The organism is Bacillus sp. lyk4-R2A-2, assembly GCF_030209735.1.
Lineage (GTDB): Bacteria > Bacillota > Bacilli > Bacillales > Bacillaceae > Bacillus > Bacillus pumilus.
On the sequence record NZ_JARVRK010000006.1, the window covers coordinates 444,035 to 456,738 of the forward strand.

The window sequence follows — 12,704 nt, forward strand, 5'->3', positions numbered from 1 at the left end:
GACCAATGATAAATATACGCTCAATGATCATTTCAAGCTATGCAGCTTTCGTTTCTTTTATTGGATGGCTGATGAGCGGCGTGAAACCGCGTGAAAACCAGGTGACGCTGCTTGTTTCATTTCAAGAGAATGCAGCTGCTCTTATTGATACTTATCAACAACAGGCGAACATGACGATGAAGCTTACTGTCCTCTATACGAAGCATGCTTCTGCGATAGAAAAGGACGAGTCTCATCTGTCATTTCGCTATTTTCATGAAAAAAATCCTCTCCATCTCATTCAATGTATTTATACGATGTTTAAAAGCAAGGTTGTCGTGACAGATAATTACTTTCTCATGACAAGCGTACTCAAAAAACGTCCTTCTACCACCTGTATTCAAGTATGGCATGCCAATGGGGCGTTGAAAAAATTCGGTCTTGAAGATGCTTCAAATTCGGAACGAAGTCCTCGTGACATCAAACGGTTCAAACGAGTCTATGCGTCTTTCGATTATATCGTTACAGGCTCAGATCATATGCGCGAGATTTTTAAGTCTTCGTTTGGGGTGAATGATGAACGTTTTTTACCAACAGGTGTACCGATGACGGATGTGTACTATGACCAGCGCCCGTCTTCCTTGAAGCCGAATGATTTTCCTAAAGGGAAAAAGATCCTGCTTTATGCACCGACCTATCGAGACTTTGCAATGGACAGTCTTGTCCTGCCTTTTTCAAAGGAGCAATTACAAACAGAGCTAAACGGAGATTATATTCTGCTCGTCAAGCTTCATCCTGCGGTCAAACATTTAGCGAAGGCGGAAACAGACGATGAATGGATATTTGATGTGTCCGATCAGCCGCTTTATCCATTGCTTTGTGCATGCGATGTCCTGATCACAGATTACTCATCGATTGTGTTTGAATATGCACTGCTTGAAAAGCCTGTTTTGTTCTTCACTTATGACTTAGACACTTATCGAGAGAAACGCGGCTTAGTCGATCGGTATGAGGACATCATTCCTGGGAAGGCTTGTATCACTCAAACCATGCTCTTGAAGGAGCTACTTCATGAATCAGATCAACTAAAACGAATTAAAACCTTCGCCGAGGAATGGAATCAATATTCAAAGGGAAGGTCCAGTGAGCAGCTCTTATTCTTTATTGAACAGCAGCTCTTACACAAAAAACGTCCGGCTTCTCATTAGGAAGCACGGACGTTTTTTTATTTGTTATAAACCGGGATATCGTAATAGAGCGTATAGTTATCAAGTAAGTTATACAAGCTATACATACGAGTGACTTGCTTATATGCCCAGCCAATATCTGTTGCATATTGATGAGTCGCTGAACTAGACCAGCGCATTTTATAAATCGTATCTTGTTTGTATGTGGCGTGATTGATATAGCTGTTGCCAATGAATTTTGCCCCGCCAATAATGGCTGCCTCTGGCGTGAACCATTGCTGTTCATACGCATATTTTGCACCGAGGTAATTCGGATTGCTGTCGTATGCGCCAATGCCATACATATTATATACTTTCTTTCCATTAAACATCGTACCATTCGCTAAAATGGAACCTCCGTTACCTGTTTCAAGCAACGCGTGAGAAATGAGATAAATTTCGTTGATATGATACGTTTTCGCTGCCGTAATAAAGGCTTGTCCTTTACCTGCAAGAATCCCTTTGCCTGCTAGAATCTTTGAATTGACTTCTGCCGGATTGAGATTCGCAGCTTCAGAGAGTTTCAGAAATTGAAAATAAGATTGAGTGCCCTCAGCAATATTGGCTGGGTCTACATATTTCTGCACCTCTGCTGAGCTTGCATTTCTCCAGCCAAGGCTGATCTTGATCCAGTTTCCTTCTTTCCCAAGCTGTTTCACTTTTGCTCCTTTATTCAGCTGCGCCACGATGTTGCTCGCAGAGCTCGAATCAGGTGTCGAACGAACATTTAAGCCGTCCGTATTCACAGTTGACGTCGCCGTGTCAACATATGGTGCATAGACATAGGCTGCACCATCTGTCTGTGGTGACACCTTCATTTGCTTGTTCACCATCTCATTGACAGTGAGGTTGTAGTTCGTTTGCATGACCATTGGGCCATTTTTGATTTTTACGGCTGTAGCTGTCCAGCCATATTGACTTTTCACAAAAGCAATCGCTGCATTTACAGTTGGTAATCCTGTGAATTGCTGCGTAATGTTGATTTTGTAGGTTGGTTTCGTTGTTGTTTGATAGGCAGCTGGTTCATTCCGTTTTTTGAAAAATGCCACGCCTTGATCGCGCAATGCAGCTGTTGAGATGGCACCTGTTTTGATCTGATATTGACCATAATCAGTTGTCCCTGTTTTTTGAGCAGCTGCTTTCATTTTTTGTTTCGTTAAATAGCTTAGCGCTTGATTCAGTTTAGTCTGATTCACCGTCGGCTCTGTCGTGATCCGGTATTGTTTAACCGCTTCTGTCAACGTTTTTGTACTGCTGGCAACGCCATTTTTCTTGATAATCTCTTGAGCCTGCTTGACTTTACTTTGCTCATATACAGGTGTTGTCTTGAGACTATACGTTTTGCTGACAGCTTGGCCCTTACCAGTTGTAATGCTGCTTGTCACTTTCTGCGTTTTTAAATATGCGGCACCTTTATTTATTTTGGCTTGCTCCGCTGATTGATTGACGACAAGTCGATACGTGCTGTCAGATGCTTTACCTGTTTTTTTCGTTGTTGCTGATACCTTTTTCTTTTGGAAGAAAGCTGCTGCTTTTTTCGCTTGATCATCTCCTAATAGGTTTCCAGTCACTACTTGATATGGCTGTGTAGAAGAGATCTTTTGCGATGTGTAGCGCCATTTCTTTTTCTTGAAAAAGGCCACCGTTTTTCCGTATGCTGTATCGTTCAGTTGATTGAGCTTCACGATATAATTTTTTGTTTTTCCCACTCGCTGCACAGTCCCTGTAGCGCCGGTTTGTTTCTTAATCTGGGCCGCAGCTGAGGATGCCTGTTTGTTGTCTTTGAAATAGCCTGATTCCAAGCGATACACATTTTTTAAAGCGCCTGCCTTTTGAATCTTCCCGCTGATCTTTGCTTCTTTTTGAAGCTGGGTAAGAAGCGTCTGTGCTTTTGACTGGTTCGCTTGTGCAGCTGATGTGACGATGTAATATGGCTTGCCTGCTGTCACCGTTTGAAGCACCGCTTTTAAACCAGACGCTTTTTGAAAGCCTTGCAAGATCGTATTCGCCTTACTTTGACCAACGATACCGCCTGAAATCAGCTGATACACAGTGCCTGCTTTGTTTTCAGTTTGGTATGTACTAGTGACACCGGCCTGCTTTTTTAATTCGGTTTGAATATTTTTGACTTTCGTTTCAGAATCAATGGTTCCTGATATGACCTGATAAGAAGGTCTGCTTTGATTGATGACTTCATAGGTGCTATTGAGCCCTGATGTTTTCGTTAGCTCGAGCGAGAGCTTTTTCGCCTGAGCTTCATCATTGACGGGGTCAGATACAACCTTTTGTAAAGGAAGGCGGTCACCTACTGGAGACACCGTACCGCTCATGCCCGTCTCTTTTTTTAATGCAGCTGCACTTGCACTCGCTGCTGTTTGCGACTCATATCCTGAGGCAGTGAGCTGATAAGTCGACGTGCTTCCTGAGGTTTGATAAGTGGCTGTCCACTTTTTGTCCTTCTTCAATGTTTCCACTGCTTTTTTTACTTCTGATTCTGTTGTAAATACCTTTGAGGTGTTCATCGTATAAATGGATTGATCGACATAGGAGGCTGCTTGCACTTCTTTGCCCGTCTGTATTGTCATACCAAAGGCAGCTGCGAGTAACATAATCTTGATGGTTTTTTTCACGTTCACTGTCCCTCTCTTACTTTGCATAATAGTCTACTAATCTCTTTATCGACAAAAACAAGTACTCTTTCAAGTTATTTATGCAATAGAAAAATAGAGGACCCCTTCGAAGTCCTCTTTTTCTTTATATATGCGATACAATCAGCTCACAAGTTCCTTCAATTGAGAAGCTTCCTGTTTCAGCTGGCAGGATAAAATGAGCTCCTTTAGGCAGTGGATATGTATGTCCATCATGCGTTAGAGCCCCTTCCCCGCTAATTACACTGCACAGCAAAAATGAATAATCTTGCGAAAGCTCCACTGCTTGATCAATTTCCCATTTATACACAGAGAAATACTCTGCTTCAACAAACGTTCGAATGGTCAGCCCACGGCGTGTTTCAACTGATTCATCTGCATACCCGTCTACATGGGGAACCGTTGTGACATCAATGGCTTGCGCAAAATGAAGTTCACGTTCATTGCCATTCTGATCTTTTCGTTCATAATCATATACCCGATAGGTGGTATCTGAGCTTTGCTGCGTTTCGAGGACAAGCGTTCCTTCGCAAAGCGCATGAATGGTACCGCTTGGCACATAATAAAAATCACCAGGCTTAATCTTCACACGACGCAAAAGACCTTCCCAATCTCCACTGTTCATCATGGTCACAAGCTCAGTTCTTGTTCTTGCATTGTGCCCATAGATCATTTCTGCTCCTTCTTTGCAGTCAATGATATACCAGCACTCTGTTTTTCCAAGCTCGCCATTTTCATGTCTTTCCGCATAATCATCATCTGGATGAACTTGAACGGATAAGTCCTGGTTTGCATCTAAAATTTTGGTTAACAGCGGGAATCGATCGCCTTCTATTCCCCCGAACAATTCTCTGTGATTGTCCCATAGTTCGATCAGCGTTTTCCCTTTATATGGACCGTCTTGCACGACACTTGGTCCGTTTGGATGAGCAGAAATTGCCCAGCATTCTCCCGTTTGATCAGAAGGAATATCATAGCCAAATTGATCTCTTAAGGCTGTACCTCCCCATATTCTCTCCTTCAATTCAGGCAGTAAAAAAATTGGTGACTGCTTCATTCAGGATGACTCCTCCCTTTGCTACCCTTTGATAATCCTTGTAAGGCTTGATGAAAACTAGCAAGTCTCAACTTTTATTATGACGCTATCTAAAGAGAAGTCAATCCTTTCAGTACACCAAATGAAAACGATAACACAAAAATGTTTCATCCTTTGACAGAGCCTGCGAGAAGCCCTTTGACAAAGTATTTTCCGAGCAGAATATAGACTAAAAGTGTCGGCAATGCGGCCAATATCGCCCCTGCCATTTGGACGTTCCATTGCACAATTTGACTGCCTGATAGATTTTGCAAGGCAACCATCACTGGCTGATGCTCCGCAGTGGTCATCGTGACTGCAAATAAGAACTCATTCCACACATTTGTGAACTGCCAAATGGCGACTACAACAAATCCTGTGATCGAAAGCGGAAGAATCATATGTCTGAAAATCCCGATAAACCCTGCACCGTCCATTTTTGCCGATTCAATCATTTCATCAGGAATGCTCACATAGAAGTTTCGAAACATGAGCGTTGTGATTGGGAGTCCATATACGACATGGACAAGCACCAAACCTGGAATCGAATTATACAATCCGACTTCACGTAAAAATTGAATGAGTGGAATGAGGATACTTTGATATGGAATAAACATTCCAAACAGCATCAGCGTAAAGACCACTTCTGATCCTTTGAAACGCCATTTTGATAGGACATAGCCATTCATCGCCCCTAAGACAGCTGACAATAAGGTAGCCGGAATGACTAGATAAAGAGAATTCATTAAATTGGGCGCTAGCTTTTCAAATGCGATTTGATAGCTTGAAAAATCGAGTGTTGACGGCAGCGCCCACATTTTCTCAAGAGTCACTTCACCTAATGGTTTCAAGCTTGTGACGAGCATGACATAGACTGGCATTAGAAAAAACAGACTGCACAAAATCAATAAAGCATAAAGGACTGGACGGACAAACCATCTAGCTGTCATGATGACGCCCCCTTCCGGCTCGACAGGAGATATGGCACGATAAAGACCGCAACAGAGATCAGCATCACAATCGCGATGGCGGCACCGCCTGCATAATGGTTTCCTCTAAAGGTCATTTCAAACATGTAAACGCCCGGAACATCTGTGACAAAGTTTGCACCCGGTCCTGTCATTGAGTAAATCAAATCGAAAATCTTTAATGAAATATGAGCCATGATGATAATGACACTTGCAGTTATCGGTTTTAATAAAGGAAAAATAATCTTCCGGTAAATCTGCCATTCGGTTGCGCCATCCATTCTAGCAGCCTCTCTTACTTCCTCTGGAATGCCTCTCAAACCCGCCAAATACATTGCTAGAGAAAATCCAGTCATCTGCCAAACAGCTGCAATCACGACTGCAATCATTGCCGCAGGGACACCAAACTCAATTTTCCCCCAGACAAATCCAGCTAAAATGTTCGTATCCGTGTACCACTTAGGCTGGATACCAAGCGTCTTTAAAAATAGATTCACGCCAGTGGACGGGTTTAAAATCCATTGCCAGACGACCCCTGTCACAACGAAGGAAAGGGCCATTGGAAAGAAAAATAAATTCCGAAATAGAGATTCACCCTTGATCTTCTGATCTAGTAAAATCGCAAGTGCGAGCCCAGAGGCAATAACGGCTCCAATAAAGAATAGAGTGAAAAAGACCGTGTTTCGAAGATCTGACTGAAAGCGGAAATCTTGAAACAGCATGATATAGTTTTGAAGACCTGCGAAAGAGAAATCAGGAACAAGCGAGGTCCAATTTGATAATGACACATACCCAGTCCAGCCAATAAAGCCGTAAACAAAGATGAATAATAAAATAGCCGACGGGGCTAAAAATAGAAGCGCAAGCAGCTGATCCCCACTCCATTTTTTCCGCACACGTTTGACTTTGGGTGTTGCTGCTTTTGTGATCGGCGATGTATCCATACGCATGAAGCTACACTCCTTTTTAAAAAAGAGGCGGTGCTTAGTCGCCGCCTCCTCGTCTTTATTTCATTGAATCTTTTAAAGATGAAACAAACTGACTGCTGTCTTTTTGTGTGACGAAGATATTGACGGCTTGATTCGCTTTTGTCACAAACCCTTCTTCAGCAGCTGAACCATGCGCGAGAGACGGCGCCAGCTTTGATTCTTTAAATGCCTTCATCGCCGATTTTCCGTATTCATCATATTTAGAAACATCTGCATCCACACGTGCCGGAATCGATCCCTTCAGCGGATTAAATGCATCCTGACCTTCCACAGATCCTAAGACAGATAAGAATTTCTTCACGTTTTCTGGCTGTTTCACGCCCTTTGGCAGTCCAAATGTATCGGTGATCACCATAAAGCTTCCCTCTGTGCCAGGAGTCGCCACGTATCCAAAGTCTTTATTCACCTTCAGATCCAGATCATTCACAAAGTACCCCTTCGCCCAGTCGCCCATGACATTCATTGCAGCTTCCCCTTTTGCTACGAGCTGCGAGGCATCCTGCCAGTTACGTGAGCTGTGGTCATCATTGACGTATTCAAGCATACGTCCAAAGATGTCTGCCGCTTCCTTCACTTTTGCGTCATCCATTTTCATGTCGCCAGCCCAAAGCTTTTGATAACCGTCAGCGCCTAAAACGCCGAGCAGCACACTCTCAAACAAATGTGTTGCTGCCCAAGGCTCTTTATCCCCAAGTGCGAGCGGTGTAATGCCTTTTTTCTTTAATGCATCTGCTGTTTTGAAAAATTCATCAAAGGTCGTTGGTGGCTCTAAGCCTGCATCGTCAAATACCTTCTTGTTATACCAAAGCACATTGCCCCTGTGAATATTCACTGGTACTGAATAGATTTTCCCATCTTTGCTGACAAGGTCGATGAGTGATTCTGGAAATTTGTCCTTCCAGCCTTCTTTTTCATATAGATCATCCAGAGGCTCCATTTTGCCTGCTGTGACCCAGCTCTCATTCAGCTCCGCTCCGCCATGTACTTGGAATGTAGCTGGCGGGTCATTTCCTTGCATCCGGCTAGTCAGAACAGCCTTTGCATTTGTACCAGCACCACCTGCGACGGCTGCATTTTCAATTGGGATGTCTTTATTTTTCTCTTCAAACAATTGAATGAGTGCTTTCAGTCCGTCCTCCTCACCTGCTCCAGTCCACCAAGAGAAAATGTCGAGCTTCTCTGCTCCGCCCTCTTTTTTCGCATCTGAGCTCGTCGATGAACTACAGGCAGTGACGATAAGCATACAGAGTACTAACAGCGTAAAGCCTAATTTAACCTTCATGATTGATCCCCCATCCTCATTTTGTAAGCGTTATCATAATAAGTATAATGGCAGATCCTTTCTTTTTTTTAGGCAAACTTCTTCACTTTTTTATGAAATTCTTCATTTTTTTACGGTCTGTTTTCGATATTCCTTCGTTGAACAACCCACCATCTTCTTAAACACACGGCTGACGTAATTGGGGTCTGTATATCCTGCCTGATAGGTAATTTCTTTTAAACTAAGCGAGCTGTCTTTGAGAAGCTTTTTGATTTTATCCAGCCGGCAGGTCGTCACATACTCTTTAAATGTCAGCCCTGTCTCGTCTTTAAACCGTTTTGTGAAATAGGTTGGACTTAAATCAACATAGGCGGCAGTCTGCTCCAGCGTGATCTGTTCACAAAAATGCGTTTTGATGTAGCGCTTTGCCCGCTCGATATCATTCACAGTCTGGTTTCTTGCTTCGTACACGTCAAATAAATATTCACAGCACTGACGGCATTCAGCTGCGGTGCTGATCGTTAATATTGGCCAGTCTGTTCGGAGCCGTGATTTAAATAAAATCAGCAGCTCTTTTAGTTGTGACAGGGTCGCCCCCTCTAGCTCAAAGGCATCGAATAAAGCGAGCGCATCCTCTCTTCTCCCTTCTTCCATTGCCTGCATCATATCGTCTGCAAGCTCAGGCAGATGGATCAATGGATGAGACTGTTCTTCTGTTTGGTAAAAACCATAACGAACAACGCCGGGGCTCTTTTTCCGCTGATAATAGGCAAGCTTCGCCTCTGCTGCACTTTTCTGAAGATAAAGCGGATTTGAGACCGGGTGTCCTATGCCAACGATAGGTGAAGGCTGATCGCTTGTTGGGGCAGTTCGAATCGCCTGCAGGACATCTGCCTTTAACTGACCAGGCGCTTGGTGACGATAAATAAGACATGTAAACAGCTCACCACTCACCTGAATCGGCACTGTATGAAAAAGGGGAGATGTCTGTAAATCAATCAACAGCTGATCCCCGATTGTCCGCTGTACAGCGATGACAAGACCTGCTTCGAATTCATGAAACAGTTGTTGAAACTCCGTTGAGGTATAGGATTGACCGTTTATGACATGAGCTTCAAGCCAATTTGACTGCTGACCGGCCGCCATCGCCTGCCGCTGAGACGCCTCCTGCTGAATCTCTGCCGCAACCGTGCGAATGGCGGCGATGGTTTCATCTTTGTCAGCCGGTTTGACGAGGTATTGCTTCACCCCTTCCTGCATCGCTTGCTTGGCATAATCAAACGTATCGTAGGCTGTCAGCATAATAAATTTTGTATGAGGGCTGCTCGCTTTGATTTGCTTGATCGCTGTGAGTCCATCCATTCCCGGCATCTGAATATCCATGAGCACAAGATGAACGGGCTCAGTTCGCACGAATTCAACCGCTTTCTTTCCATTTTCAGCTTCTCCTGCGATATGACACTCTGGAAGCCAATCCGTCATGAACTTCCGCATCGCTAGCCGTTCTATTTTTTCATCATCCACAATCAGCACGTTCAGCATGATGGTCCCTCCTTCATCGGAATAGCCAATTGAATGGTGGTGCCTTCGTTTGGCTTTGAGTCAATTTGCAGGGCATCTTTTACCCCATAAAACAAATGCAGCCTTGACATCACATTACGAAGACCGATCCCTGTCGAGTGCCCTTTACTCAAGATGTTTGGATCTTCCTCTTCTTTTTCTGATAGCAATCTCCTTTTCTCTTGTTCGTTGATTCCCATCCCATTGTCCCGAATCCGAATCATCACATAGCCGCCTTCTTGATAGATCGAGAGTTCGACAAGCCCGTCTTCCTCCTTTGGTTCGACGCCATGAATAAAGGCATTTTCAACAAGCGGCTGTAAGGTGAGACTTGGGATATGTACAGATAAACACGATTCATCTATGATCGTTTTGCATGTGATACGATCGGCAAATCTCGTTTCTTGTATATGAAAATATTCTTTGACCACTTTTACTTCTTGTTCGAGCGTAACGGATGCACTGAGAGCTGACAGCGAATAACGCATGAGAGTGGAAACAGATTGGATCAACCTCGATGTGGCATCCGCTGATTCTAAGTAAGCCATGCGTGAGACGATGTTTAAGGTATTAAATAAAAAATGTGGGTTCATTTGGTTTTGCAGCGTTTTCAGCTTCATGTCTTTGATTTTTTGATCTAAGGCTGCCTTTTGTTTCATCTCTTCAATCATCATTTTCATCTCTTGTCGCATTCGCTGAAAAGCCTCATTTAATACAGAAATTTCATCCTTTGAGGTGACATGCAAGTTCGCTCCATCAAAGTTTCCTTCTGATACTTCCTTTACGCTTCGAGAGAGATGGACGATCGGTCTTGATATCCCGCCAGCAATCATATACGCCATCCATAAGGCGACCCCAATGGACAGCGTAAACAAACATAAGGTAAAGAGCGCATAGGTTTGGTGTCTTTTTTGCAGAGATTGATAGAGTACTTGATACTCAGACAATTCATCATCAAGCAGGGTCATCGTTTGCTCTTGTATGTAGGAGGAGACGGTTCTTACTTCCTTCACACTTGCTGCATATTCTTTGATTTTCCCTTCTTTTACATGTGTCATGGTCGCATCACTTTCATTGATGAGCGTCCGCATCATATATTGGTATTTTTCGATAGAAGGAATGGCCGCATGAAGCCCGGCATCTTTTCGCAATGCCTGGTCGTAGGATTTCATTTTTTGTTTTGAAGCTAGATATTCTTTGGCAAACTGCTGATCCTTTTCAATCGCATAAGCATTGACCTTTTCATACATCGTTTTTGCCTCTGTCGATATATCATTAAGCAGGAGAAAAGAACGAAAGCTTCTGCTATATTCTGATGTGATATTCGAGCTGCTCCAATAGACGAAAAAAGCGGCCACATTGCCAAGGAACACAAGGGTCAAAAATGCCAGTAGCAATTTACTTCGAATCCTTCTCACGGCTGCACCCCCTGCCTTCTGTCTGTTTGCTGCAGCGGCAGATCCTCGCGCCGAATCACACTCGTTCCTGTGTACTGAAGCGGTTCTTCTTTTTCACCTTTTTGCAAACGCACAAGCGATTCCACTGCTTGATAGCCCATTTCATAAGGGTGCTGAACAACGACTGCATCAATCTCTCCATCATCGAGCGCCTGAATCGTATCTGGCAACGTATCAAATGCGAGTACATAGATATCTGCGGACGATTGATATTGCGCTGTTGCTTGAATAATCCCTGCACCATCTAATGCACTCGTGCCGTAAAATGCGGTAAGCTTCGCATGATCGTTTAATAGTTTATACGCGGCACCGGAGGCCCCTGATTTGGTAATGGCTGATTCTTCTATTCCAGCAATATGAATGCGTTTTTCAGCGGCGACGGCATCTCGAAACCCTTTGACGCGCTGCTTTTGATGAACGGCATCAAGCCTGCCTGTGACAATTCCTACATACTGTTCGCCTTTTGTATCTGCGATGAGTGCCTGTCCTGCGATAAAGCCAGAATAATAATTGTCCGTGCCTACATACACTTGACGCTTGCTCCCCTCTGCATCCGTATCAACGGTGACAACATCAATGCCCTTTTCCCTCGCCTTCTGAAAAAGCGGTTTGTATTTTTTCGCATCAAGTCCCTGTGTCATAATGCCATCGACATGCCCTGCGATTGCCATATCAATGGTTTTCAAATGGTCGTCTATATCGGCTTGCTTCGGACCCAAATATTCTAAATACACGCGATGAGCGGCTGCCGCATCAGCAGCTCCCTTTTGTACTAGCTGCCAATATTCGTTATCAAGCTCCTCCGGTACAAGGACAAAGTGATATTGATAGGTTGTTGACGCTTTTTCGGAAGCGTTTTCAATTTTAAATAAATCTTGACCTAATGATGTTAAAAAAATGACAGATACGACACAAAAAGTGAGAAAGGCGCCCACCACGATCCACTTTGAACCTTTCACCACATCCTCCCCCTTTCAAAAATTGCGCATAAAAAAAGAGCTGCTTATAAGCATACTCTCTCAACCTCTATAATTCCTTTGTCATAAATAAACTGTTTGGATCTTCGTGATATGAACCGAAAGGCGGACAAATATAAAACCCAACACTCTCATATAGTTTTCTTGCTGGCTCGAAGAAAGACATCGCACCTGTCTCTAAGCTGATACGTGAATAGCCGCGCCTTTTTGCCTCTTGGAGAAGATGGTTCAGCATATACCTTGCTACACCTTTTCGCATATGGTGAGCTGCGGTCCTCATGGATTTGATTTCGCCGTGATCACTTGACAGCTCCTTTAACGCTCCGCAGCCAAGAAGCTCTTCTCCATCCCGCACACTCCACACTGTGACATCTTGCTTTTTCAAATCAGCTAACGGAAGGGCATGAATGCTTTCTGGCGGGGAATGCTCTTTCATTTCTTCTATATGAGCGGTAATCAGCTGCTCTATTTGTCCATCCGTGAGTGTATCTTGTTGAATGTACACATCTATCACTCCTTCACGATCATTGTACGTGAAGAGTCAGCATTCACCTGCTGTTATGT

The 12,704-nt window shown here is 43.8% G+C and carries 10 protein-coding genes; 1 reads left to right on the forward strand and 9 read right to left on the reverse strand.

Annotation, left to right across the window (positions count from 1 at the left end; translation table 11 throughout):
- The first annotated feature begins 5 nt into the window (after positions 1-5).
- Entirely contained in the window at positions 6-1,187 is a 1,182-nt protein-coding gene (locus tag QRN39_RS13160) for a CDP-glycerol glycerophosphotransferase family protein (RefSeq protein WP_284907390.1), read from the forward strand.
- Positions 1,188-1,204: 17 nt separating this feature from the next.
- Here the strand turns inward: QRN39_RS13160 and QRN39_RS13165 are convergent, their stop codons facing one another.
- From QRN39_RS13165 to QRN39_RS13205, 9 genes are all read right to left on the reverse strand, one after another.
- Positions 1,205-3,835, reverse strand: coding sequence for a glucosaminidase domain-containing protein (locus QRN39_RS13165; RefSeq protein WP_284907391.1), 2,631 nt, complete (start codon positions 3,833-3,835; stop codon positions 1,205-1,207).
- A 124-nt stretch (positions 3,836-3,959) separates the two neighbouring features.
- Positions 3,960-4,910, reverse strand: coding sequence for a mannose-6-phosphate isomerase, class I (gene manA / locus QRN39_RS13170; RefSeq protein WP_003212875.1), 951 nt, complete (start codon positions 4,908-4,910; stop codon positions 3,960-3,962).
- Between the two features lie 146 nt (positions 4,911-5,056).
- On the reverse strand, positions 5,057-5,878 hold the full coding sequence (locus QRN39_RS13175; protein WP_050944374.1) for a carbohydrate ABC transporter permease: 822 nt from the start codon (positions 5,876-5,878) through the stop codon (positions 5,057-5,059).
- The gene (locus tag QRN39_RS13180; RefSeq protein WP_417894893.1) at positions 5,875-6,840 is read right to left on the reverse strand and encodes a carbohydrate ABC transporter permease; all 966 of its coding nucleotides are present in this window, start codon (positions 6,838-6,840) and stop codon (positions 5,875-5,877) included. Before QRN39_RS13180 ends, QRN39_RS13175 begins: the two co-directional genes overlap by 4 nt.
- Positions 6,841-6,901: 61 nt before the next feature.
- Positions 6,902-8,167, reverse strand: a complete 1,266-nt coding sequence (locus QRN39_RS13185; RefSeq protein ID WP_253622104.1) for an ABC transporter substrate-binding protein — start codon at positions 8,165-8,167, stop codon at positions 6,902-6,904.
- A gap of 102 nt (positions 8,168-8,269) precedes the next feature.
- Entirely contained in the window at positions 8,270-9,688 is a 1,419-nt protein-coding gene (locus QRN39_RS13190) for a response regulator (RefSeq protein WP_284907393.1), read from the reverse strand.
- Positions 9,682-11,124 (reverse strand): sensor histidine kinase, encoded by a 1,443-nt coding sequence (locus tag QRN39_RS13195; RefSeq protein WP_050944377.1) that lies wholly within the window; start codon positions 11,122-11,124, stop codon positions 9,682-9,684. The genes QRN39_RS13190 and QRN39_RS13195 overlap by 7 nt, the downstream gene beginning before the upstream one ends.
- Positions 11,121-12,122, reverse strand: coding sequence for a sugar-binding protein (locus tag QRN39_RS13200; protein WP_284907394.1), 1,002 nt, complete (start codon positions 12,120-12,122; stop codon positions 11,121-11,123). The genes QRN39_RS13195 and QRN39_RS13200 overlap by 4 nt, the downstream gene beginning before the upstream one ends.
- Positions 12,123-12,189: 67 nt before the next feature.
- Positions 12,190-12,645 (reverse strand): GNAT family N-acetyltransferase, encoded by a 456-nt coding sequence (locus QRN39_RS13205; protein ID WP_050944379.1) that lies wholly within the window; start codon positions 12,643-12,645, stop codon positions 12,190-12,192.
- Positions 12,646-12,704: the final 59 nt, after the last annotated feature.